The 23,257-nt window shown below is 69.6% G+C and carries 24 protein-coding genes; 14 read left to right on the top strand and 10 right to left on the bottom strand.

Annotated features, from left to right (window positions below; genetic code table 11):
• Window positions 1-27: 27 nt before the first annotated feature.
• Entirely contained in the window at window positions 28-576 is a 549-nt protein-coding gene (locus tag ACQUSM_RS02295) for a DUF2249 domain-containing protein (protein WP_435115294.1), read from the top strand.
• On the opposite strand, the gene ACQUSM_RS02300 is transcribed toward ACQUSM_RS02295, so the two are convergent.
• Window positions 573-788 carry a DUF2249 domain-containing protein gene (locus ACQUSM_RS02300; RefSeq protein ID WP_435115296.1) on the bottom strand — a complete coding sequence of 72 codons (216 nt, stop codon included), beginning with the start codon at window positions 786-788 and terminating at the stop codon, window positions 573-575. The two genes, ACQUSM_RS02295 and ACQUSM_RS02300, sit on opposite strands and share 4 nt — an antisense overlap.
• Window positions 789-931: 143 nt before the next feature.
• Here ACQUSM_RS02300 and ACQUSM_RS02305 point away from each other — a divergent pair, with 143 nt between their 5' ends.
• The 7 genes from ACQUSM_RS02305 (at window position 932) to ACQUSM_RS02335 (ending at window position 8,024) form a co-directional block, all read left to right on the top strand.
• Window positions 932-1,591 carry a helix-turn-helix domain-containing protein gene (locus tag ACQUSM_RS02305; RefSeq protein WP_435115298.1) on the top strand — a complete coding sequence of 220 codons (660 nt, stop codon included), beginning with the start codon at window positions 932-934 and terminating at the stop codon, window positions 1,589-1,591.
• Between the two features lie 207 nt (window positions 1,592-1,798).
• Entirely contained in the window at window positions 1,799-2,281 is a 483-nt protein-coding gene (locus ACQUSM_RS02310) for a plastocyanin/azurin family copper-binding protein (RefSeq protein ID WP_435115300.1), read from the top strand.
• Between the two features lies 1 nt (window position 2,282).
• A complete protein-coding gene (gene nosZ, locus ACQUSM_RS02315; RefSeq protein WP_435115302.1) occupies window positions 2,283-4,301 on the top strand; it encodes a TAT-dependent nitrous-oxide reductase in 2,019 nt (672 codons plus the stop codon).
• Window positions 4,302-4,305: 4 nt separating this feature from the next.
• Window positions 4,306-5,025: a hypothetical protein gene (locus ACQUSM_RS02320; RefSeq protein ID WP_435115304.1), complete on the top strand. Its 720-nt coding sequence runs from the start codon at window positions 4,306-4,308 to the stop codon at window positions 5,023-5,025.
• The gene (gene nosD, locus ACQUSM_RS02325) at window positions 5,025-6,401 is read left to right on the top strand and encodes a nitrous oxide reductase family maturation protein NosD (RefSeq protein ID WP_435115306.1); all 1,377 of its coding nucleotides are present in this window, start codon (window positions 5,025-5,027) and stop codon (window positions 6,399-6,401) included. Before ACQUSM_RS02320 ends, nosD begins: the two co-directional genes overlap by 1 nt.
• Entirely contained in the window at window positions 6,379-7,143 is a 765-nt protein-coding gene (locus ACQUSM_RS02330; RefSeq protein ID WP_435115309.1) for an ABC transporter ATP-binding protein, read from the top strand. Before nosD ends, ACQUSM_RS02330 begins: the two co-directional genes overlap by 23 nt.
• Window positions 7,140-8,024, top strand: a complete 885-nt coding sequence (locus ACQUSM_RS02335) for an ABC transporter permease (protein WP_435115311.1) — start codon at window positions 7,140-7,142, stop codon at window positions 8,022-8,024. The genes ACQUSM_RS02330 and ACQUSM_RS02335 overlap by 4 nt, the downstream gene beginning before the upstream one ends.
• A gap of 49 nt (window positions 8,025-8,073) precedes the next feature.
• On the opposite strand, the gene ACQUSM_RS02340 is transcribed toward ACQUSM_RS02335, so the two are convergent.
• From ACQUSM_RS02340 to ACQUSM_RS02350, 3 genes are read right to left on the bottom strand one after another with little or no spacing between them, the layout of a single operon-like run.
• A complete protein-coding gene (locus ACQUSM_RS02340; RefSeq protein WP_435115313.1) occupies window positions 8,074-8,925 on the bottom strand; it encodes an SDR family oxidoreductase in 852 nt (283 codons plus the stop codon).
• Window positions 8,926-8,979: 54 nt separating this feature from the next.
• Window positions 8,980-9,246, bottom strand: coding sequence for a DUF7521 family protein (locus tag ACQUSM_RS02345; RefSeq protein ID WP_435115315.1), 267 nt, complete (start codon window positions 9,244-9,246; stop codon window positions 8,980-8,982).
• Complete coding sequence (locus ACQUSM_RS02350; RefSeq protein WP_435118264.1) at window positions 9,243-9,617, bottom strand: helix-turn-helix domain-containing protein; 375 nt, start codon at window positions 9,615-9,617, stop codon at window positions 9,243-9,245. The genes ACQUSM_RS02345 and ACQUSM_RS02350 overlap by 4 nt, the downstream gene beginning before the upstream one ends.
• A 332-nt stretch (window positions 9,618-9,949) precedes the next feature.
• On the opposite strand from ACQUSM_RS02350, the gene ACQUSM_RS02355 reads away from it, so the two are divergent.
• The 3 genes from ACQUSM_RS02355 (at window position 9,950) to ACQUSM_RS02365 (ending at window position 11,961) form a co-directional block, all read left to right on the top strand.
• A complete protein-coding gene (locus ACQUSM_RS02355; RefSeq protein WP_435115317.1) occupies window positions 9,950-10,183 on the top strand; it encodes a DUF2249 domain-containing protein in 234 nt (77 codons plus the stop codon).
• A gap of 55 nt (window positions 10,184-10,238) precedes the next feature.
• Window positions 10,239-11,588 (top strand): hypothetical protein, encoded by a 1,350-nt coding sequence (locus tag ACQUSM_RS02360; RefSeq protein ID WP_435115319.1) that lies wholly within the window; start codon window positions 10,239-10,241, stop codon window positions 11,586-11,588.
• A 64-nt stretch (window positions 11,589-11,652) separates the two neighbouring features.
• The gene (locus ACQUSM_RS02365) at window positions 11,653-11,961 is read left to right on the top strand and encodes a cupin domain-containing protein (RefSeq protein ID WP_435115322.1); all 309 of its coding nucleotides are present in this window, start codon (window positions 11,653-11,655) and stop codon (window positions 11,959-11,961) included.
• A 44-nt stretch (window positions 11,962-12,005) separates the two neighbouring features.
• Here the strand turns inward: ACQUSM_RS02365 and ACQUSM_RS02370 are convergent, their stop codons facing one another.
• Window positions 12,006-12,557 carry a hypothetical protein gene (locus ACQUSM_RS02370; RefSeq protein WP_435115324.1) on the bottom strand — a complete coding sequence of 184 codons (552 nt, stop codon included), beginning with the start codon at window positions 12,555-12,557 and terminating at the stop codon, window positions 12,006-12,008.
• 120 nt (window positions 12,558-12,677) lie between these two features.
• Between ACQUSM_RS02370 and ACQUSM_RS02375 the strand changes: the two genes are divergently transcribed.
• A complete protein-coding gene (locus ACQUSM_RS02375) occupies window positions 12,678-14,114 on the top strand; it encodes a hypothetical protein (protein ID WP_435115326.1) in 1,437 nt (478 codons plus the stop codon).
• 4 nt (window positions 14,115-14,118) lie between these two features.
• Here the strand turns inward: ACQUSM_RS02375 and ACQUSM_RS02380 are convergent, their stop codons facing one another.
• Window positions 14,119-16,638 (bottom strand): efflux RND transporter permease subunit, encoded by a 2,520-nt coding sequence (locus ACQUSM_RS02380; RefSeq protein WP_435115328.1) that lies wholly within the window; start codon window positions 16,636-16,638, stop codon window positions 14,119-14,121.
• Between the two features lie 127 nt (window positions 16,639-16,765).
• On the opposite strand from ACQUSM_RS02380, the gene ACQUSM_RS02385 reads away from it, so the two are divergent.
• Window positions 16,766-17,527: a TrmB family transcriptional regulator gene (locus ACQUSM_RS02385; protein ID WP_435115331.1), complete on the top strand. Its 762-nt coding sequence runs from the start codon at window positions 16,766-16,768 to the stop codon at window positions 17,525-17,527.
• 54 nt (window positions 17,528-17,581) lie between these two features.
• Complete coding sequence (locus ACQUSM_RS02390; protein WP_435115333.1) at window positions 17,582-17,827, top strand: MarR family transcriptional regulator; 246 nt, start codon at window positions 17,582-17,584, stop codon at window positions 17,825-17,827.
• Window positions 17,828-18,325: 498 nt separating this feature from the next.
• Here ACQUSM_RS02390 and ACQUSM_RS02395 read toward each other — a convergent pair whose 3' ends face one another.
• The 4 genes from ACQUSM_RS02395 to ACQUSM_RS02410 all read right to left on the bottom strand — a co-directional run bounded on the left by ACQUSM_RS02395 (window position 18,326) and on the right by ACQUSM_RS02410 (window position 23,102).
• Window positions 18,326-19,840: an MATE family efflux transporter gene (locus tag ACQUSM_RS02395; RefSeq protein ID WP_435115336.1), complete on the bottom strand. Its 1,515-nt coding sequence runs from the start codon at window positions 19,838-19,840 to the stop codon at window positions 18,326-18,328.
• Window positions 19,837-20,433 (bottom strand): TetR/AcrR family transcriptional regulator, encoded by a 597-nt coding sequence (locus ACQUSM_RS02400; RefSeq protein WP_435115339.1) that lies wholly within the window; start codon window positions 20,431-20,433, stop codon window positions 19,837-19,839. The genes ACQUSM_RS02395 and ACQUSM_RS02400 overlap by 4 nt, the downstream gene beginning before the upstream one ends.
• 84 nt (window positions 20,434-20,517) lie before the next feature.
• On the bottom strand, window positions 20,518-21,831 hold the full coding sequence (gene metX / locus ACQUSM_RS02405) for a homoserine O-acetyltransferase MetX (protein ID WP_435115341.1): 1,314 nt from the start codon (window positions 21,829-21,831) through the stop codon (window positions 20,518-20,520).
• A complete protein-coding gene (locus ACQUSM_RS02410) occupies window positions 21,828-23,102 on the bottom strand; it encodes an O-acetylhomoserine aminocarboxypropyltransferase/cysteine synthase family protein (RefSeq protein ID WP_435115343.1) in 1,275 nt (424 codons plus the stop codon). The genes metX and ACQUSM_RS02410 overlap by 4 nt, the downstream gene beginning before the upstream one ends.
• Window positions 23,103-23,257: the final 155 nt, after the last annotated feature.

Consider the following 23,257-nt stretch of genomic DNA (forward strand, 5'->3'; position numbering starts at 1 on the left):
ATATCTCACGATCGGGTGTATCGATTCATGAGTGTGTCGGTGGGATCGACGACGCGGGACCCGCCGCGGGAACTAAGTGACTTCGACGCCGCGGACACCGGCATCTCCGACGGAGAACTCCGGTGTCCCGAGTGTGGACTCACCGCCTCCGGACCGGCGCTCGACGGTCGGCCGGGCGACATCTGCCCGGACTGCCACGAGGCGTATCTCGAAGCCGGGTCGGCAGCCCCGGAACGGCTCACGAGCCCGTTCCCGAACTGGTTCGGCACAACCCTCCCGCCGACAGCATCCCGAGGGACACGTATGGCCACGGACCAGCCGCCGGATCTCGCCGATCGGTTCGACGACGCACCGCTCGACCGACCACGGGACCACCTCGACGCCAGCGACCTGCCGCCGCCGAAGCCGCTCCGGAACACGCTGGAACGGCTCGAAGAACTCGACGACGACACCGTTCTCGTCCAGACGAACGACCGCCGGCCCCAGCATCTCTACCCGCGGCTCGAGGAGCGCGGGTACAGCTACGAGACCGTCGAGGACGGCGACGGCGCGATCACCGTTATCTGGCAGCGCTAGGCGTGCTCGATCACGACGCGCCACTCGTCCTCGGCGACCTGTTCGGTCTCGTGATCGAAGCCGCGCCGGTCGAGCACACTGTACAGCGGCTCGGGCTCGAAGCTGTTGACCAGTTCCAGCTGCTCGGCCTCCCCGAGCGCCTCCAGCTCGTCGACGATCCGGCCGAACGGCTCCCCGTCGATCTCCCGAGCGTCGAGCGTCTTGTCGGGCATATCTCCAACTCCCCGGCCGTGGGCGTGGCAGTTGTGCCGAACCAGTTCGGGGGCGACGGCGCCGATCGCCGTCCACGGCGGATTCTCCGAACATGTTCGGGAGTATCGACTGGGTTATCCGGCTCCGAGCCAGTAGTAGAGCCATGCCCGAAGCCAAGCTCACGCTCACGATTCCCGAACGGACCTGGCCCGGGGAGATCACCCGTGCCCACGGCGACGCGACGATCCGGATCCTGGCGGCGATGACCGAGTCCGACGGCGGCGTCGGGCTGGCCGAGGTTACCGCCCGCGACCCCGAGTCCGTCGTCGCCGACGTGTCCGCCCACGACTCCGTCGACGACGTGGAGGTGCTCCAGCGCGGGAGCCGGGAGTGTCTGATCCAGTTCCGGACGCGGCTCCCGCTGCTGCTGCTGGCCGCCCGGGACTCCGGCCTTCCGCTGGAGATGCCGTTCGAGATCAGCGACGGCGAGGCGACGTGGACCCTGACCGCCTCGCAGGACGCCATCTCCGATCTGGGCGACCAGCTCACGGCGCTCGGGGTCTCCTACACCGTCAACTACCTTCAGCAGGAGGTCGGCGGCTCCGAGGCGCTGCTGACCGACCGCCAGCGGGCGATCGTCCGCGAGGCGATCGATCGGGGGTACTACGACACGCCCCGGGAGTGCTCCCTGACCGAACTCGCCGACGCGGTCGGGCTGGCGAAGTCGACGGTCAGCGAGACGCTCCACCGCGCGGAGGAGCGCGTGATGAAGGAGTTCGCCGCCGGACTGGAGGCGGAGCCCCAGCCGGTCATCGAAGGGTAGACCCGGACCGCGCGCGAGACCCGTCCGCCCGTGATCGTCCGGGGCCACGAGGTTGTTTTCACTTCTCGATCCTCTAACTGAAAAGCCTCCTCGTTCGCCCCGGATACACGTATAAACCCCTCGCCGAACGGGTTCGTGAGTTCTGATACCGTGGGAATTCGCTTGGCCGTTCTAATGGTTTGGTCCCCAACGCCGACCTGTCGAACCATGACTGAAGACATGACGCGACGACGGTACGTGGTCGCACTGGCGTCGACGGGAATCGGGCTGGGGCTCGCCGGCTGTTCCGGCGGCAGCAGCACCGACTCCCCGACCGACACGCCGACCTCCACTGACTCGGGCGGCAGCGGCGAGTCCTGGGAGCAGACGAGCACCGTGGACATGAACGATCAGCTGGCGTTCGCCCCGAAGCGGATCGAGGTCGAGGCCGGGACGACGGTCACCTGGGAGAACGTCGGCTCGATCGGTCACTCGGTGACCGCTTACGAGGACAACATCCCCGACGGCGCCGAGTACTTCGCCTCCGGCGGCTTCGACAGTCAGGACGCCGCCGTGGAGGCGTACCCGGACGAGGGCAACATCACCGAGGGCGGCACGTACGAACACACGTTCGAGACGACGGGGGAGTACGAGTACTACTGCATCCCCCACGAGATGAACGGGATGGTCGGCTACGTGCGGGTGGTCTAACATGAGCACCGACGAGATCGACACTCCGACCGAGGAACAGGGCGAGGAGGAACGCAAGAGCCAGGAGGAGCTGTTCGAGGAGCACGAACGGCAGCTCGACGAGCTGCTCGCGGAGGTCGAGGGGCCCGACGCCCCCGACCCGGAGCCGACGCTGCCCTCGCTTGGCGACGGCGTCACCCGCCGCGACGTGATGAAGGCGGGCGCGGCCGTCGGCGCGGTCGGCGGGCTCGCCGGCTGTGCGGGGACGAACGCGCTGGGGAACGGCTCGAACACCGAGACCCAGAACAGCGGCGGCGAGGTGCCCGACCACAAGGTACCGCCGGGCGAGCACGACGAGTACTACGGCTTCTGGTCGGGGGGCCACGCCGGCGACATCCGCGTGTACGGCCTCCCGTCGATGCGCCAGCTCACCCGGATCCCGGTGTTCAACCGCGAGCCGGCCAAGGGGTACGGCTTCGACGACGGGACCGACCAGATGCTGGAGGAGGCCGGCGACTACACGTGGGGTGACTCCCACCACCCGAACCTCTCGGAGACCGACGGGAAGTACGACGGGGAGTACATCTTCGTCAACGACAAGGCCAACGGCCGGGTCGCCCGGGTGAACCTCACCTACTTCGAGACCGACGCGATCGTCGACATCCCGAACGTCCAGTCGGTCCACGGCTGCTGTATCCAGAGCCCGGACACCGACTACGTGTTCGCGAACAGCGAGTTCCGGACGCCGATCCCCAACGACGGCCGCGACGTGAACAACCCCGAGGAGTACGTCTCGGTGTTCTCCGCGATCGACCCCGAGAGCATGGACGTGCTCTGGCAGGTCGAGGTCGACGGCCAGCTCGACATCGTCGACTCCGACAAGGACGGCCGCTGGGTGCTCGCTTCCTCCTACAACGACGAGGAGGGGGTCGAGATCGAGGAGATGACCCGGGACGACCGGGACGACGTGAAGGCGTTCGACGTGCCCGCGATCCAGGAGCTCGTCGACGCCGGCGAGTACGAGGAGGTCAACGGCGTCCCCGTCGTCGACGGGACGAAGGAGAGCCCGCACAACGAGGGCGACGACCCGATCGTGCGCTACATCCCGACGCCGAAGTCACCCCACTGCGTCGAGGTGACGCCCGACGGCAACTACGGGATGGTCGCCGGGAAGCTCTCGCCGACGGTGTCGATCATCGACATCGAGAAGCTCGGGACCGCCGACGACCCCGCGGACACGATCGTCGGCCAGCCGAAGGTGGGGCTGGGGCCGCTGCACACCACCTACGACGGTCGGGGCCACGCGTACACCTCGCTGTTCATCGACTCGCAGGTCGTGAAGTGGGACATCGAGGAGGCCGTCAACGCCGAGAAAGGCTCCGAGGAGCCGATCCTCGGCAAGATCGACGTCCACTACAACCCCGGCCACATTCAGGCGGTGCAGGCGATGTCGACCGAGCCGACCGGCGACTGGCTGGTCGCGCTCAACAAGCTCTCGAAGGACCGCTTCCTGCCGGTCGGGCCGATCTACCCCGACAACGACCAGCTGATCTACATCGGCAACGACGAGGACAACGAAACCGGCGGGATGGAGCTGGTCGCGGACCACCCCGTCTACCCGGAGCCCCACGACGCGATCTTCGCCCACAAGGACAAGATCGAGCCCGCGACGACGTGGAACCCCGACGACTACGACGAGGAGTTCGTCACACAGGAGAACTCCCGGGTCGAGCGCATCGACGACTCCACCGTCGAGGTGTACGCCTCGGTCAAGCGCAGCGAGTACGGCCTGCGTGACTTCACCGTCCAGGAGGGCGACGAGGTCACCCTGACGGCGACCAACATCGAGGGGACTCAGGACATCGTGCACGGGCTCGCGATTCCCGAACACGACGTGAACCTCGCGCTCGCGCCGCAGGACACGCGCCAGGTGACGTTCACGGCTGACGAGCCCGGCGTGTACTGGATCTACTGCACGTACTTCTGCAGCGCGCTCCACCTGGAGATGCGCTCGCGAATGATCGTGGAACCGTCCGAGTAGGACCATGGAACGCCCGCAACCGAGCCAGTTCGGCGAGCTCAGGCGGCTGTTGCCGCTCGTAGCGGCGGCGCTGCTCGTTGCGGCGCTCGCCTTCCCGATGTGGCACATCCGGATGGACGCCGTCCAGTACCCGACCGAGACGCTGTCGCTGGGGCTGTACGCCTACCCCCGGATCAGCGGCGACTACGTCGAGATCGCCCGCCTGAACAGCTACGTCGGCTTCTACTACCCGGACCCGGTGTTCTGGCCGCCGAACTACGAGCCCCACCCCGACGCGATCGACGTGCCGGAGTGGTCGTTCGGGCCGCTGGCGTTCGTCGGCGTGGCGGCGACCAGCCTGTTCGTCGCGCTCGCGCCGACGGCGCGGAAGCTCCGTCGCGGGCTCACCGCGCAGCTGGTCGGCTCGGTGCTGGTGTTCACGATCCTGCTGGCTGACATCCAGTACCGGCTGTATCAGGCGGGCCACACGCTCGACCCGGACGCGCCGGTGATGGGCGTCGACCCGTTCACCCCGCCGCTGTGGGGGAAGTACGCGGTCGCGAACATCACCAGCCACTCCCGGTTCGGCGTCGGCGCCTACCTGACGGTGGTCGCGATCGGCCTGCTGGTGGTCGCGTGGCTGGCCCGGGACTCGACGGCGACGGTGGGCGACCTGCCCCGACTCGTTCGAGCGCTCCCGGACCGGCTGCGGCAACGGCTCGGCCGCACGGAGGTGCAGCGCTGATGGACGACGCCGGACTCGAACGCGGGTTCGTCGCGCTCGTGGTGGTCGTCGCCGCCGCGCTTGCGGGGGTGACGGTCGCTCCCACGTCGGCTGCCGCGCCGACGCCCGACGCGGAGCGCCCCACCGAGTTCTCGTTCGACCCCGTGAGCGAGTCCGGCGTCGCCACCGTCGGCGACGAGTCGTTCGACTCCGTCCAGCGCGCGGTCGACGCCGCCGAGCCCGGGGAGACGGTCCGGCTTCGCGGCCGGTTCGACGAGCGCGTCGTCGTGAACACCACCGGAGTGACCGTCACGACGGCGCCCGACGCCCGCGCGGTTATCGACGGCGGGCAGGAGGGCGACGTGCTCACGATCGCCGCCGCGAACGTCACCGTCCGTGACCTCTGGATTCGCAACGCCGGGATGGACACCTCGACCAACGACGCCGGGGTCTGGATCGACGCGCCCAACGTCACCGTCGCCGACAGCCGACTGACCGAGATCACGTTCGGTGTCTGGGTCGACGGCGTCGACGACGCGACCCTGCGGAACAACACGATCGTCGGCCGGGAGTCGGTGACGCCGCGGTCCTACCGCGGGAACGGCGTCCAGCTCTGGAAGACCACCGGGACGCTGGTCGAGGACAACCGAATCACCGACGCCCGCGACGGGATCTACTACTCGTGGGCGTCGAACGTGACCGCCCGGGGGAACACGCTCTGGGACCTGCGCTACGGCGTCCACTACATGTACTCCCACCGCAACCGACTCGTGAACAACACCGCCGTCGACAACGACGTGGGGTACGCGCTGATGCTCTCCGAGGAGATCGCGGTGGTGAACAACACCGCCGCGAACAACACCGGCACCAGCGGCCACGGGCTCCTGCTCAAGCGCATCGACTACTCGACGATCCGGGGCAACACGCTCGTCGACAACCAACGCGGGATCTACTCGCTGAACTCCGCGGACAACGAGATCACGGACAACCTCGTGCTGGGCAACGAGATCGGCTTCCACCTGACTGCCGGCACCAGCGGCGAGCGCGTCGTCGGCAACAGCTTCGTCGGCAACCGCCGGCACGTTCAGGCGGTCACCAGCGACACGCACGTCTGGAACGGCTCCGAGCGCGGCAACTACTGGAGCGACGCGGCCGCCGCCGATCTGGACGACGACGGCGTGAGCGAGCTCCGCTACCGCCCCGCCGGGCTGGTCGAGAAGCTGGTCCGGGAGAACCCGGCCGCCGCGGTGTTCACCAACAGCCCGGCGTTCGAGGCGATCCGCCGGGCGGAGCGCACGCTCCCGATCGTCGACGCGCCGGGCGTCGTCGACTACCACCCGCTCGAACGCTCGCCACACGACTGGAGGGATCACTATGCACGCGATAGAGACGACTGACCTGAGGAAACGCTACGGCGACGTGGTCGCGCTCGACGGCGTGAGCCTGTCGATCGAGGCGGGCACGACGTTCGGTCTGCTGGGCACCAACGGTGCCGGCAAGTCCACGCTGTTCAAGCTACTCGTCGGCCACCTCACTCCCGACTCGGGAACGGTGACCGTCGGCGGCGAGGACGTGACCGACGCCGGCCACCGGCTCCGCGAGGTGGTGGGGTACGTCCCCGAGCACGCGGGGTTCCCGGACGCGCTCACGGGCCGTGAGGTGCTGGGCTACCACGCCCGCCTCCGCGGCGTTCCGAAGGCCGAACGCCCCGACCGGGTCGCCGCCGCGCTCGGCACCGTCGGGCTCGAGGACGCCGCGGACCGCCGGGTCGGCGGCTACTCCAACGGGATGAACCGCCGGCTCGCGCTCGCGTCGGCGCTGCTCGACCGCCCGCGACTGTTGCTGCTCGACGAGCCGACCGCGGGGCTCGACCCGCTTGGCGTCGCGGAGTTCCACCGCATCCTCGACCGGCTGCGCGAGGAGTCCGACCTGACGGTCGTGCTCACGACCCACGTGCTCGCGGAGGTCGAGGCGCTGTGTGACGACGCCGCGGTGCTCCACGACGGCGAGCTGCTGTTCGACGGTTCGGTCGACGACCTGCGGGAGATGGGCGAGGGCGACGAGCTCGAAGCCGGCTTCGGCGCGCTGATCGCCGATGCGGGCGGCAGTCGCGGGGAAACACTGGAGGTGGAGCGATGAGCGACCGCGGCGAGCAGCCGTCGAAGACGGACGGCGGCGTCGCCGAGGAGCCCACGTTCGCCATCCCGAACGGGGTTCGCGAGGGGTCGGCGCTCGATCAGATCGTGACCGTCGCGCGGCTGGAGTTCGCGCTCGCGGTCCGGAACCGCTGGGCGTTCGCGCTGACGGCGCTGTTCGCCTCGCTGTCGGTGCTCGTCGTCGCGCTCGGCGGGCAGGGCGGGGTGGTCCGCGCGGACGCAGTGGTGGTGAGCCTCGTCGAACTCACTGCGTTGTTGTTGCCGCTGGTCGCGCTGCTGTTCGGCTACGACGCCGTCGTCGGCAGCGACGAGTCGGGCTGGCTCGGCGTGCTGTTCGCGCTGCCCGTCCCGCGGAGTCGCATCGTCGTCGGCACGTATCTCGGCCGGCTGGCGGTGTTCACGGGCGCGGTCGTCGCCGGCTTCGGCGTCGGCGGGCTCTGGCTCGCGGGCGCGGGTCGGTTCACTTCCGCGTACCTCGGGCTCGTGGGTGCGGCGGTGCTCGGCGGCGCGGCGTTTCTCGCGCTGTCGGTACTGCTGTCGACGCTCGCCGCGGAGAAGACCCACGCCCTCGGCGGCGCCTTGCTGCTGTGGGTCTGGGTCGCGCTGGTCCACGACCTCGTCTCCGTCGGGCTGATCGCCGCCGACGTCGTGGGGCCGGACTGGCTCGCCGTGTTCGTGCTCGCGAACCCCGCCACCGCGTTCCGCGTGCTCGCGCTCCAGTCGGTGCCGACGGTCACCGGCGGGATGGCGGACGTGCTGGTCGGCTCCGGCGTGACGATGCCGGTGCTCGTGGCGGCGCTGGTCGCGTGGAGCCTCGCGGGCACGTGGCTGGCGAGTCGGCTGGTCCGCCGCCGGAGCGTCTGAGTTCCGTTGCTGGCGGGCTACTGGCTTCTCGTCGCTGCAGTTGGGTCGATCAGGCCTCGCGCTCGAACTCCGGGTCGAACATCCGTGCCGACATCGGCGCCGGGTCGCCGTCGGTGACGTTGTACTCGGAGAAGTCGGTCACGCCCGCCTCGCGGAGCAGCGCCTCGTCGTAGAAGCTGTTGCCCGTACACTCCGCGGGGTCGCGCGCGAGGATCTCGAGCACCGCGTCCGAGACGACCTCCGGGGTGCGCCAGTCGTCCTCGGTTCCGAGCCCGAAGTAGCGGCTCGCGCGGGTGTCGATCGTCGTCACCGGCCAGAACGTGTTACAGCCCACGCCGTCGCTCTGCAGTTCCTCGGCGAGCGAGAGCGTGATGAACGACATGCCGAGCTTCGACCACGCGTACGGCGCCTTCCCCGGCGAGCGGTCGGTCACGATCGGCGGGGAGTTCGACAGCAGCCACGACTCCTCCTGTGCCGCGAGGTGGTCGGCGAACTCGTGGGCGACGAGGTGGCTTCCGCGGACGTTCACGTCGGTCAGCAGGTCGAAGCGGTCCGCCGGCAGGTCGGCGACGTTCGCCAGCTGGATCGCGCTGGCGTTGTTGATCACGATGTCGATCTCGCCGAACTGGTCGATCGCCTCGTCGACGACCGTCTCGACGCGCTCCTCGTCGCGGAGGTCGAGTTCGAGCGCGAGCGCCTCGGGCCCGCGCTCGCGCACTTCGCGGGCGGTCTGCTCGATCGAGCCCGCGAGCTCGGTGTCGTCGTCGTCGGTCGTCTTCCCCGTCGAGACGACGTTGCAGCCGTGGTCGGCGAGCGCGAGCGCGAGCTGTTTACCGATCCCGCGGGTCGTGCCGGTGATGAAGGCCGTCGATCCCGAGAGGTCAGGGTTCGCGAGTGCCATGGCTCCGGATCGGCCGACGGAAGTATAATTCCCGGTGTCCGAGCCGCCGACCCCCTACTCCACGTACAGCGAGTAGAGGATCACGCCGAACCCCAGCGTCGTGAACGCGCTCTCGACGACGAGCGCGAACTCGTTGTTCACCGGCAGGAGCTGGTCGACGATCCCCGCAAGCAGCGCGCCGACGGTGATCGCGCCGAACCCCACCGCGAGCGCCCGCAGCGCCGGCGACCCGTTACGCCGATAGGCTCGGACCGCGTACAGCGTGATCGAGCCGCCGAGGACGAGCGTGAGCGTCTTGAGTACGACGACGGCGACGTTCATGTTTCGGTACGCACCTCCGACCAGAGCGCCGAGAGCCGCTCCTCGGGCGTCGACTCCGTCCGGTCGATCGAGAGGTCGAGCGAGCCGTCCTCGTCGAGCGACACTTGGATCTCCTCGAAGTCCGCGACGTAGCGCGTCGTGTGGCGCCCGTCCTCGCGGATCTCCGTCCGTTCGTCGACCAGCGAGGCCTCGCTGAGCAGGTCCAGCTTGCGGTAGGTCGTCGACTGCGGGATGTCACACGCCTCGGAGATCTCCTTGGCGGCCATCGGGCTGTCGAGCTGGCCGAGGATCGCCCGGCAGTCCGGATCGTCCAGCGCGTCGAGCACGTCCTGTAGCTCCGGCGCCTCGACCGCGATCGGGTCACGTTTCATCGTCCTCCGTTCGGCGAGCTTGCTCGCCCCGTACAGCTGTCCGGTCATCGTTCCGTGGTCGTCGTGACGAGATCATCGTTGGCTACCCTGCGCTCGTCGGCGGCGCTCGCGGGCCGGCCGATCGAACCGCAGTCGGCCGGCGACGAGCGTCCACGACTGGTCCCGGATCGGTCGCGGTGAGGGTGTCGCTGCGACATGGCATCGATACCTGACCGTACTACCCTCGCCCACCAATCGATGCTGCCGAACACGTTCGGGACGCTCTGCCGACCGACGCGAGCCGAACGCGTTCGGGCGAACCCTCTGGTGGACCGACCCGCTATCGCGAACAGATGTCCGAGACCACACTCGACGTTCGCGAGATCCCGCCGTCGGACCGCCACCCGAAGATCCACGACGCCTTCGACTCCCTCGACAGCGGCGACGAGCTGGTGATCGTCAACGACCACGAGCCCAAACCCCTGTTCTACGAGATGCAGGCCGAGGTCGAGGCGTTCGACCCCGACGGGTACAGCGTCGAACAGCGCGCCGACGACGAGTACGTCGCGCGGTTCCCCAAGCGGTAGCCGACCCGAACGTGTTCGCAGCCAGCGGGAGGCCGCTGGCGTCCGTTCGTCCGGTATGAGCGCGATCCCCGGCGACGTCGACGCCGACCGCCAGCCGCCGATGACCGTTCCGCTGCGACACTTCCTCGTCGCGAGCGCGTTCCTCCCGCTCGGCGCAGTCGCCGGCGTCGCCGCCGTTGCCGACTTCCGTCTGGGGCTGCTCTCGCTCGCCCACGCCCACCTGCTGCTCGTGGGGTGGGTCTGTCTCACGATCGCGGGCGCGATGACGCAGTTCGTCCCGGTCTGGTCGGGCGTCGACCTCCACTCCACGCGGCTCGCCGCCGTTCAGCTCCCGCTGATCGCGGTCGGGGTGGTGGGGTTCGCCGGCTGTCTGCTCGCCGGGCGGCTCGCGCTTCTCCCCGTCTTCGGCGCGGCGATGCTGCTGGGGTTCTGGGTGTTCGTCTACAACATCGGCCGGACGCTGGCCCGGGCGCGGCCGTTCGACACGACCGAGCGCCACTTCGCGCTCGCGCTCGGCTTCTTCGCCCTCGCGACGCTGTTGGGGCTGCTGCTCGCGGTCGGCTTCGTCCGGCCGTCGGTGCTCCCCGTGCCCCGACCGGCGGTCGTCGGCGCCCACGCGACGCTCGCGGTGTTCGGCGCCGTGCTCACGACGGTGCTGGGCGCGCTCTACCAGCTCGGAACGATGTTCACCCAGACCGAGCTCCACGGGATCGACGTTCCCCTGGGCCGGTTCGAGGAGTTCGGCTACCCGGCGGGGGTGCTCCTGCTCGCAGGCGGTCGATTTGTAGGGTCGGCGACCGCCGCACGCGCCGGCGGCGTCCTCGTCGCGCTCGCGCTGGTCGCGTTCGCCGTCGTCCTCGCCCGGCGTCTCCGGGAGACGCAGGTCGAGCGGACGCCGATGCTCTCGCGGTACGCCGTCGTCGCCGCGGCGACCGCGGTCTGGGCCGCGCTCGCGCTGCCCGCGTGGCTCGCGGATCCGCTCGCGCGGGGCGCGCTGCTTGGTCGGCCGGGCGTGAGCCACCTGCTCCTGCTCGGTGTCGTCGGCTTCGTCGTCCTCGGCACCGTCTACCACGTCGTCCCGTTCGTCGTCTGGGTCCACCGCTACAGCGACCGACTGGGGTACGAGCCGGTGCCGATGGTCGACGACCTGTACGACGACCGGCTCGCGGCGGCGGACTTCTGGTGTCTCCTCGCGGGAACCGCCCTGCTCGTCGCCGACGGCCTGTTCGACCTCCCGTCGGCGGTCTCGGCGGTCGGTGGCGTCGCGATCCTCGCCGGGACGCTGCTGTTCGTCGTGAACGTCGCCGGCGTCGTCCGCGAGCACGCGCCCCAGTCGCTGTTCGCGGTGCTGCTCGGGACGTGGGCGGTCGACGAGGGCACGTCGGCGTCGGCAGAGAACGACTGACCGCGTCGACGGCACGAACGTCTTCGGCCGAACGCTCAGGCCCGGCCCGGACGGAGCCCCGACGATGCCCGAGATCACCGCGATCGACGACCTGACCGAGGCGCCCCACGCCGAGGTGTTCGAGCAGCGCGACCCCCGGACGGTCCGGCTCGCACTCGACGCCGGCGAATCGGTCCCGGCCCACACCCACCCCGGAACGAACGTCGTTCTGCATCTCCTCGACGGTCGGCTGGAGGTCTCGCTCGACGACGAGTCGTACGAACTCGAATCGGGCGAACTCGCCCGGTTCAGCGGGGAGCGTGCGATTTCCCCCCACGCAGTCGAGCCGAGCACGGCGATCGTCGTGCTCGCGCCGACGGGCGAGGAGTCGTAGCTCAGTATCGAGGGAGTAGTGGCGGCGAGATCGTCGGTGGCGGGTCAGAACGGCGCGTCCGGCGAGCCCGTTGTCGGCGCGCCGTCCTCGTCCGCCTCCGGAACGGTTCCCGTCTCCCGGTACTCCTCCTCCAGCGACCGCAGTTGGTCGTTGACTGCGTCGCTCTCCTGATGCATCGGCGCCGCGCGGATCCGGACGATCTCGTAGTCGTGGCGCTCGGCGAGCCCGTTCCACGCCCGGAACGCGCCGACGGTGAGCGTGTGCGTCTGCGGGCAGAACGCCGTCGTCGGCGTGAACTCGGCGCGGAGCACGCTCGGATCGTCCGCCTCCTCGGCGTACCGGAAGCCAGCCTCGGGGTGGCGCGTGTCGGCGTTCAGCCGCGCGAGGTTGTAGCCGAACGTCATGTCGTACACGCCGCGCTCCTCGAACAGCTCGTGTGCGATCTCGTGGACGGCGACGTGGTCGTCGCCGACGAGCACCTCGTGGCCGTCGAGGAACGGCCCGGGCTCGGGGAGGTGTTCGGGGACGAACTCGCCGTCCTCGTCGAACGTCGCGTCGTCGCTCCCGCCGCCGCCGAAGGGTGAGAGTCCGGACATGGTCGACGCTACGCGCTCTCGCCCCGTACTCGTGGCTCCGAACATGTCCGGGAGGGGAAGCAACAGTTCCAGTTTCACCCTCCAGCACGCTTTTGCGCCGCTGCTCCCACCGTCGGGGCGATGCACCGGCGTCAGTTCCTCCGGGCTGCCGGCTGTGCGATCCCCGCCGTCGGCGCCCTCCCTGCTACCGCATCGGCCGCACGATCGACGTTCGAACCGCTCGGCTCGGTCTCGATCAGCGGCGCGACCGAGGCCGTCGTCGGACCCGAGAGCGAGACCGCGTACGTCGCGATCCAGGACGGGTTCGCAGTCGTCGACATCTCGACGCCGAGCGAGCCCGCCGTGGTCCAGCGCCGGACAGGGCTGTTGGCAGAGCGGGAGGGCGGGCCGATGCAGGAGATCCTCGACGTGAAAGTCGCCGGCGATCGGCTGCTCGTGGCCGGCCCCGCGAACGGGCACGAGGAGCCGGTCGTCGAGGGGTTCCTGCTGTACGACATCGCCGACCCCAAAGAGCCGGAACGCGTCGCCGTCCACGAGACAGAGTTCCCCGTCCACAACGCCGCGCTGACCGAGGAGCGCGCGTATCTGGTCAACGGGAGCGAGGTGGTGATCGTCGACGTCGCCGGGGAGCCGACCGAACTCGGCCGCTGGGCGCCACGGGACGCCGATCCGGCGTGGACCGAGGTGGACGGCCTGCTCCGGTTCGCCCACGACGTGTACGCGCAGGGTGACCGGGTGTACGTCGTCGAGTGGGACGCGGGCACGTTCGTGCTCGACGTGAGCGACCCGGCGGCGCCGACGGCCGTGACCCGGATCGGCGGTCGCTCGCCGGAGGCGCTCGCGGAGATTTCGGCAGATGCCGTTCTTCACTCGCTGAGTATGCCGGGGAACCACCACACGGCGGCCGTGAACGACGACGCCTCGCTGCTCGTTCTCAACAAGGAGGCGTGGCCGACCGAACTCACTGACGGAAGCGATATCCAACCCCTCGGCGAGATCGAACTCTGGGACGTCCGCGAGGAGACCGCGCCGGAGCGGCTCGCGACCATCGAGGCGCCCGCCTCCCGGAACCCCGAGAAGGCCGAGATCAACACCACGCCGCACAACTTCGAGATCAGGGGCGACCGCCTCTACAGTTCGTGGTACGACGGGGGCGTGAAGATCCACGACGTGAGCGACCCGCGGAACCCGGAGCTGCTGGCGTGGTGGCGCGACCCCCACGAGTGGACGTTCTGGACCGCGCAGTACGCCACCGAGGCGTTCTTCGTCGCCAGCAGCCACTCGCGGGGGCGGTACAACGCCGGCAAGGGTGCGCTGGTGACGTTCCCGAACCGCGCCGGCGAGCAGGCGTCGCCGCCGGCGCTGACCGAGACGGGGACGCCCGCGCCGACCGCGGAGCCGACGCCGTCGTCGACCCCAGATACGCCGACACCATCCTCTCCTGCGCCCACGTCGACGCCGGCCGCCGACAGCGAGAGCGTGAGCGCCCCCGGGTTCGGCCTGCTCGGCGCGGCGGGCGCGATATCGCTCGCGACGTGGCGGCGCCTGCGGGACTGAGCGCTCAGGGGCTCGACTCGACCGAGCCGTCGAACCGCCCCCACACCGTCAGCAGGCTCGGCAGCACCAGCACGCTCGCGAGGAACGCGTACGTGATCGCGACCGCGGTGATGAAGCCGAACCGCTGGAGCGAGGGGACGAGCGCGAGGACGAGCACGCCGAACCCCGCGGCCGTCGTCGCCGCGCTGGCCAGCAGCGCGCCGCCGGTACCCTGTACGGTCCGGGTCAGCGCGGCGATCGGCTCGCGGCCGCCGTCGCGTTCCTCGACGAACCGCTCGCCGATGTGGATCGCGTAGTCGACGCCGATCCCGATCCCGATGGCGGCGATGATCGCCGTCTCGGTCGTGAACGCCAGATCGGCGAGGTACATCGTGCCGAACAGCCACGCCTGCGCGAGCACGACCGGGAACAGCACTACCGCGCCCAGCGTCGCCGAGCCGTACCGCAGCCGGAAGATGATCGCGAGGAACGCCAGGATCACGCCGAACGTGATCAGGAACCCCTCGACGAGCGTCCGCAGCAGCGAGCGCTGGACCAGTTCGGTCGTGATCGGCGAGCCGGTCGCGACGACGTCGAGGCTGCTCCCGGACTCCATCTCGGTCGCGACGCCGCGCATCTCCTCGGTGATCGTCCGCGTGTTCGTGGTCCCCGTGAGGGCGACGGAGACGCGCAGGGAGCGGTACTCCCCTTCCTCGCGGTGGATCGTTGCCGCAGCCGCGTCCGGGTTCGCGTCGTACACCGCGTCGTAGATCGCCGCGAGGTTCTCGTCGGGTACGCCGTCGCCGTCGGTGTCGGCGTCGTCGACCATCGCCGCGACGGTGTCGTTCTCGGCGGCGACGGCCTCGATCGTCTCGATCGGGCCCGTCACTTGGAGGCTGCCGTCGGCGCGAACTGCCGCGGATTCGGTACCTCGGAGCGCGTCGCGACCGTTCGCGAGCGCGTCGAGCGTCCCCGGATCGGCGACGGGGCCGCGTATCAGGAACTCCGCCCGCGAGTCGCCGCGGGACTGGACGAAGTTCTCGTTGAGGTACTCGGCGTTCGCCCGGAGGTCGTAGTCGCTGGGCTGGAGCGCGGCGGGGAGGACGTTCATCCAGTCCGGCGAGTCCTGCGGGAGGAACGCGGTCTGGTCGAGCGTCGTGTCGATCCCCGTCGCCGCGACGCCGCCGCCGGCCGCGAGCACGACCGCGACCGCGAGCACGACGTACGGCGCGCGGCGGGCGAGTTCGGGGCCGACACGCAGCAGGCGCCCGACGCGCTCGCCGCGGCCGAACGGGGACCGGTTCGGCGGCCACCCCACGCGCTCCCGCAGCCCGTCGATCTCCAGCTTCAGCGCCGGGAACAGCAGCCCGAACACGACGAACGCGGCCGCGATCCCGAACCCGCTGACGAGCCCGAACTCCCGGATCGAGACGATCGGGCTCACCGCGTTCGAGAGGAAGCCCACCGCGGTCGTGAACGTCGCGGCGCCGATCGCGACGACGACACCCGCGAGGCCGCGGCGCATCGCCGCCCGCGGCGCGAGGCTGGGATCGTCGACGCCGGCCTCGCGGTAGCGCATCACGACGTGGAGCGCGTAGTCGATGCTCAGCCCGATCAGCAGGAACGGGACGGCGATCAGGATCTGGGTGATCCCGATCCCCGCCCAGCCGAGGAAGCCGGCCATCCAGACCAGCACCAGCGCGACGCCGAGCAGCCCGAGCAGCACGTCGACGGCGTCGCGGTATGCGATCCCCAGCACCGCGAGAATCAGCAGCAGCGCGACCGGCGAGATGATCGCGAAGCTCTCGCCGGTGGCCTGCCCGCTCTCCTCGTCGACGATCCCCGGCGCGAACGTGAACTGCTCGGTCGACGTGATCTCCTCGGCTGCGAGCGCCTGCAGTTCGAGTTGGGCGTCGGTCACCTCGGCGGGGAGGCTGTCCGTCGCCGCGCCGCTGGTGTCCTGATAGACGAGGAGGATGCGAGCGGGCGCCGACGTGGAGCCCGGTTCGTACGCCGTCGACAGCAGCGCGTAGGGGTCGCCCCGGGTGTCGGCCTCGGGGTCGAGCACGCGGTCGACCGTCGACTCGACCTCCGCGGCGGACATCGACTCCAGTTGGTCGATCTGTGCGCCGAGCGACGGCGGCGGGCCGCCCCCGCCGCGGGACTCGTAGTACGCCGCCGTCGCGACGACGTTGGAGACGCCGACGGTCGGCTGCTCGGCCCGCAGCGTCGCGTTGATCGAGTCGTCCGCTCTGATCGCGCGCTGGAGCCGCAACGTCTCGAGCAGCGACTCCTTGGTGAGGACGTTCTCGCCCCGGACGACCACCTGTGCCGTCGTCGTGTTCTCGCCCGCGACCGAGAAGTTCCGCTCGATGTCGTCGAGCGCGGCAGCCTCCGGCGAGTCGCTGCTGAACCCGGCGATCGTGAGCCCGCCGTCGACGCTCCCCGCACCGGCGCCGACCACCAGCGAGAGCACGAGGACGGCGGCGATCACCAGCTTGCTGTGGTCGGTCACGACCGCGGCGTAGCGCTCGGCGAGCTTCATCGACTGTCCCCTGTCCGCGGACGAACATAAATATTGTAGATTAGTACAAAATATTCTCCACGTGGACCCCGGCCACTCATACCCTCGCCCGACGAAGCCACGGTCGACCGGAGGTCCCGTTACGTCAATGAGCACACGAGACGCCGTCGACGCGCTGAAGCGACTCGGGCTGTCGAACTACGAGGCACGGGTGTTCGCGGCGCTGCAGCGCCTCGGGACGGGGACTGCACAGGAGATCAGCGACGCCTCGGCGGTGCCCCGGTCGCAGGTGTACGGCGCCGCCGACGATCTGGTCGAACGCGGACTCGCCGAACTGATCGCGTCCTCGCCCAAGGAGTATCGGCCGGTGAGCCTCGAAACCGCTCGGGAGCAGCTTGGTCGGCGGCTCGAACGCGAACGGGACCGCGCGTTCGAGAACCTCGCGGAGCTCCGGACCGAGGGCGACGACGGGGGCACCGGCGGCACGGTCGCGACGCTGCGCGGCCGCCAGCCGATCGACGACCGCGTCGACGACCTGCTCCGGACGGCGACCGAGCGGGTGGTGTTCGTCGCGCCCGACGCTCGATCGATCCCGACCGCGCTGGCCGAGACGCTGCGGGAGCGCGCCCGAGAGGGGGTCGCCGTGATCGTCGTCACCGCCGAGCCCGGCCAGCGCGAACGGTTCGGGGACAGCCCGGTCCGGGTGTTCGTGATGGACGAGGACAACCCCGGCGACTTCGCCGGCCGCGCGCTGATGGTCGACGGCGACACGGTGTTGCTGTCGGCGACGACGGACGACGCCGTGGGCGAGGAGGCGATGTGGACCGCCGAGAGCAGCATCGGTCGCATCCTCGCGCAGTTCATGCAGTCCGGGATCGACTCGGGGATGGAGCGCACCGACGGGCTGTAGTTCGACGATCGTTGTAACCAACCTTTACGGATGTCGAACCCGTCGGCGTACTCAATGACGCAGACCCAGCCCGATCGGGCGGACGCGACGACGGAACTCAGCACCGAACCGCCGGCGGACGTGGACTCGACCGCCGGGAAGCTCGTGTACGTCTACCTCTCGTCGGTCGTGGAAGCGACCGTCGACCGGATCGCCGAGGCGCTCGATCTGCAGCTGATCGAACTGCTGCCGACGCTGCGGTCGCTGCAGTCGGCCGGCTACGTGGAGCGGGCCGGGGAGCGCTGTCGGATCGTTCGGTAAGTGGTTTCTCTCCGGTAGGTGAGGTCGTGTGGTTGGTGTCTGTGCGTAGGTGGGGGTTCTCCGACCACAACGCCGTCAGTGACTGGAACAGCGACCGCGACCGCAACAGCAGCTCGATCGCTGACCACTTGTGACCGCAGTGTGCCGGGCACGAGGCCCGGCACAGCGCCGAGTCCCCACCCCTCCCCCCGCGATCGGCGACGGTCGCCGATCGCGAGGCGTCCACCGCCACCGCCACCGCAGCCAGCGGTGGCGCGCGACGTGAGCGCCTCCGTGCGCGAACGAGCGCGCGAGGGATGAGCGACCGAACGAAGTGAGGGAGCGAATCGGCTGGGGAGGATTGAGGGCTGTGCGGGACGGTTGCGGTCGCAAGTAGTCAACGATCGAGCTGTTGTTGCTGTCGCGGTTGCAGTCACGAGCGCAACCAGAAACCGAACCATGACGCTCACAGCCACGAACGAAGAGCAGTAGCGCTGCTGATCCGATCTCGCCCACTACTCAGTCGTCACTGGGCGCCGGCCCGGGCGTCCGGTCGACGCTGACGTTCCGCCACGTCCCGCGCTGGTACCAGAGGTACGCCAGCGTCGCGCCGAACACGTTCGAGAGCGCGAAGGAGAGCCACAGCCCGTCCGGGCCGAGGTTGAACGTCTGGGAGCCCAGCCACGCGATCGGCAGCCGGAACGCCATCAGCGTCCCGACGGAGATGACCGCGGCGACGGTCGTCTTCCCCGCCCCGCGGAAGCTGCCGTTGTAGGCGCGCATGATCCCCATGAAGCCGAACGTCGGCGCGACGAAGCGCATGAACTGCGCGCCGACCTCGATCACGCGTCCAGCGTCGGGCTGGTCGGCGCCGACGAAGATCGAGACGATCGGCTCGGCCCAGACGAACGCGATCACGCCCACCGCCGAGAGGATCAGGAAGGAGGCTTTCGACGCGAACGCGGCGGTCGCCGCGGCGCGGTCGGGCTTGTCCGCGCCGATGTTCTGCCCGCTCATCGTCTCCACGCCGCGGGCCATCGCGATCGCGGGCATGAACACGACCGAGAGCACGCGTGTACCGATGCCGTACGCCGACACGACCGGCGTCGCGAACAGGCCGACGACGATCAGCAGGAGGTTCACCGAGAGCGCCCGGCCCACGCCCTCGACGGAGGCGGGAACGCCGATCTCGAGGATGCGCCGCGCGAAGTCGAGATCCGGCGCCATATCCCCGAGCCGGATCTGGACGCCCTGGTTCCCGCGGAACATGATCCCCAAGCCGATCACGAACGCCAGCGCCCGCGAGAAGATGGTCGCGATGGCGGCCCCCCGGAGCCCGTCGCCCGTATAGCCCGTCATCGCGAACAGCTGCTCCTGTAGCCCGGACATCCCGATCATCGCGAACAGGGGGTTGTTCTGGAACCCGAAGATGAAGAAGGGGTCCAGCACGATGTTGATGATCACCGAGATCGCCATCACGATCATCGGCGTCACCGTGTCGCCGGCCCCGCGCATCAGGGAGATGAACATGATGAAGCCGAACATGAACACCAGCCCCAGCGAGATGACCTCCATGTAGTTGACCGCCAGCGGCTTCACGTCGGGCGAGGCGCCGTAGATCTCGACCAGCGTGTCGACGACGAAGTAGCCGAGCACGCCCAGCACGATCGAGGTGACGACCGCGAACGACACGGTCTGGGAGGCGGCGTAGTCGGCCTCGCGCTCGTCGCCGGCGCCGATGTTCTGGGCGATCATCACGCTGCCGGCGACGGAGAGCCCCATCCCCATCGAGATCAGCAGGAACACCATCGGGAACGCGAAGCTGATCGCCGCCAGCGCCTCGGTGCTGTAGCGGCCGACCCAGAACGTGTCCGCGAGGTTGTAGGCGGTCTGGAACAGGTTCGTGATGACGATCGGGATCGCCAGGATGAACAGCGGCTTGGCGATGCCGCCCTCCGTCAGATCCAGCTCCTCCTGATTGAACGCTCGCTCGAACAGCCGCCGAACGCCCGCGAGCTGGTCGCGGAGGCTCACTGGCACCCCCCGTCGGCGACGATCATCGAGTCGATGTGGGCTCGCAGCGTCTCGCGGGTCTCCTCGATCGGTCGGCCGACTGCGACGCTGCGGGTCTGAGCGCCGTTGAACACGGTCACGAGGAAGTCCGCCGACGCCTCCACGTCGAGATCCGACCGGAACTCCCCGTTCTCGACGCCCGCCGCGAGATGCTTCTCCACGTGGTCACGCAGCGTCCGGTCGTGGGTCTGCAGGTGCTCACGGAACGCCTCGTCGTAGGGGCCCTGTGCCTTCATCTCCAGTATCGCCGTCTGGAACCCCCGATCCGGGGCGTCGTCGTCCGGCGGGAGCAGGATCGTGTCGATCAGGTCCAGCAGGCGGTCGTAGGCGCTCTCCCCCGCCACGGCGTCGAGCCGCTCGGTGAAACTCTCCAGCAGATCGTCGAAAAACGAGACCAGCAGATCGTGTTTGCTGTCGTAGTGGTAGTGGAGGGCTGACTTGCTCTTGTCCGTCTCCGCGGCGATATCCTCCATGGTCACGTCCGCGTAGCCGTGTTTGCACAGCGCGCGGTACGTCCCCTCGGTGATATCGCTGGTCGACTCTCCAGTGCTCATTCTGACTGACTAGTTAGTCAGACTGTTCGGTTAGTCAAAAGGCCTACGGTCGGGGAAATCGACGTGGGGGGCTCCCGTGGGGACTCAGCCCATGAACCCGGAGCACGGCGTTCCGGGCGTCGGCGGGCGAGGGTTCGCAGTGTCGGCGTCGCCGTCGTCGCAGCCACCATCGTCGCCGGCGTCGTCACAGCCCGTGTCGTCGACGGCGTCACCATCGACGCCGTGTCGGAGGAACGAACGGATCGGCGGCCCCACTCGTTCGGGTTCGACGAGGAACGCGTCGTGGCCGTGGTCGGAGTCGACGACGTGGTGTGCGACGGGGGTGTCCGTCGCCGCGAACGCGTCCGCGAGCGTCTCCCCGGCCTCGGCCGGGAAGTGCCAGTCGCCGGTGAAGGAGAGCACCAGCGCCTCGCCGTCGAACGCCGCGAGCGCGTCGGCGTCGGAGTCGTAGCCGGCGGCGAGATCGAAGTCGTCCATCGCGCGGGTCAGGTAGAGGTAGCTGTTCGCGTCGAAGCGGTCGACGAACCGGCCGGCGTTGTGGTCGAGGTACGACTCCACCTCGCGGTCGGGGAACGCCGCCGCCGCGGGGTCGGTCGGGAACGGCGACTCGGCGTCGTACTCGCTCTCGCCGCGGTCGAACTTGCGGTCCATCGACGCCTTCGAGAGGTAGCTGAGGTGGCCGAGCTGGCGCGCCAGCGCGAGCCCGCGGTCGGGGTGGGTCCCCTCGGCGGCGTACTCGCCCTCGTGCCACGCCGGATCGCCGCGGATCGCCCGCCGCGCGGTGGCGTTGAGGCCCAAGAGCTGCTGGTCGAGCCGCGGGGCGGCCGCGACGGGGATGGCGCGGTCGAGGTCCTCCGGGAACCGACGGACCCAGTCGAGAACGTTCATACCGCCGACGCTGCCGCCGACGACGGCGTGGAGGCGGTCGACGCCGATCTCGTCCAGCAGCCGGCGCTGCGCGCGGGTCCAGTCGCCGACGGTGACCGCCGGGAACGAACTCCCCCAGACGCCGCCGTCGGGGTGCGGGCTCGCGGGCCCCGTCGAGCCGTAGCAGGAGCCCGGAACGTTCACGCAGACGACGAAGTACTCGGTGGTGTCGATGGCCTGCTCGGGGCCGACCACGTCGTCCCACCACGCGCGGGCCTGCCCGGCTGTGTCCGGGGTGTCGCTCCCCTCGTCCCCGTCCGGTGCGCTCGCGACGTGCTGGCTCCCGGTGAGCGCGTGACAGACCAGTACCGCGTTCCCCTCGCCGTTCGGGCCGCCGTCGGGGTCGTACTCGCCGTAGGCTTCGTACGCCAGTTCGAGATCCGGCACCGAGCCGCCGCGTTCGAACTCGAACGCGCCCACCGAGCGCGTGTCGGCGACGTGTGTCGGCGTCGAGCTTTCGGTCTCCGTCATGTCGATCGCTCGATGGCGGCGTCGATGTCCTCGACGATGTCCTCGGGCTCCTCCAGCCCGACAGAGAGTCGGATCAGGTCCGGAGAGACGCCCGCGGCGCGCTGTTCCTCCTCGCTCAACTGCGCGTGCGTGGTGCTGGCGGGGTGGATCACCAGCGTGCGCGCGTCGCCGACGTTGGCGACGAAGCTCGCCAGTTCTACCTCCTCGCAGAACCGTTTCCCCGCCGAGAACCCGTCTTCGAGCCCGAACGCGATCATGCCGCCGAACCCGTCGAGGTAGCGCTCGGCGTTCTCGTGGGTGGGGTGGTCGTCGAGCCCCGGGTAGGTGACCCACGCTACGTCCGGGTGATCCCGGAGGTGCTCGGCGACGATGCCGGCGTTCTCGCAGTGACGATCCATCCGCAGGTCGAGCGTCTCCAGCCCTTGCAGTGTGGCCCACGCGTCGAAGGGGGTCTGTTGAGCGCCCAGCGGCCGGAGCCCGCGCTGGCGGAGCGCGTGAGTCAGCGCCGCCTCGCCGAAGCGTTCCGCGAAGTCGACGCCGAAGGCGGGGTTCTCCCCCGAGAGCTCGTCGTAGTCGGCGTCGGGGTGGTCCCACGGGAACGTCCCGCCGTCGACCACGACGCCGCCGACGGTCGTCCCCGAGCCGTGGATCCACTTGGTCGTCGACTCCCAGACGGCGTCGGCGCCGTGCTCGATCGGCCGACAGAGCGCCGGCGAGGCGAACGTGTTGTCGACGACCAGCGGCGTCGCGTGTTCGTGGGCGATCTCCGCGAGTCGTTCGAACTCCGGCGTCACCAGCGAGGGGTTGGCTATCGTCTCGACGTGGACGTACGCCGTCTCCTCGTCGATCGCGTCGGCGTAGGCGTCGTAGTCGAGCGTGTCGACGGTCCTGATCTCGATCCCCCGGCGGGTCGCAGTGTGAGCGAAGTACGCGGTCGTGCCGCCGTAGAGGTCGCCCGCGGTGACGACGTTCTCGCCCGCCTTCGCGAGCACGGTCGTCAGCGCGTCGACGGCGGCCATCCCGGCGTTGGTCGCGACGGCCCCGACCCCGCCGGAGAGCGACCCCAACCGGTGCTCCAGCGCCCGGACGGTCGGGTTCGAGATGCGACTGTACACGTCGCCCTCCGACTCCAGCGCGTAGAGGTCGGCGGCGCGATCGGCGCTACCCAGCCGGTACGACGTGGTCTGGTGGATCGGCGGTGCGAACGACCCCCCCTCGGCGTCCGGCTCGTGGCCGCCGTGGAGGCTCCGGCTCCGGAACCCGCGAGTCATGTATGTAGCGCATACCTCGATAGACAAAAATGCACGGGAGTATTCACTCGCCGGGCCGTCGCCGCTACTCGTCCCCGGATGGAGCCCTGACCAGCAGTGATGGGTGCCACCAAACACCAAATCACGCCCGTCCCGTCAGCCCTTTATTCTCCAAG

It is taken from the genome of Halolamina sp. C58 (assembly GCF_051195095.1).
Taxonomy (GTDB): domain Archaea; phylum Halobacteriota; class Halobacteria; order Halobacteriales; family Haloferacaceae; genus Halolamina.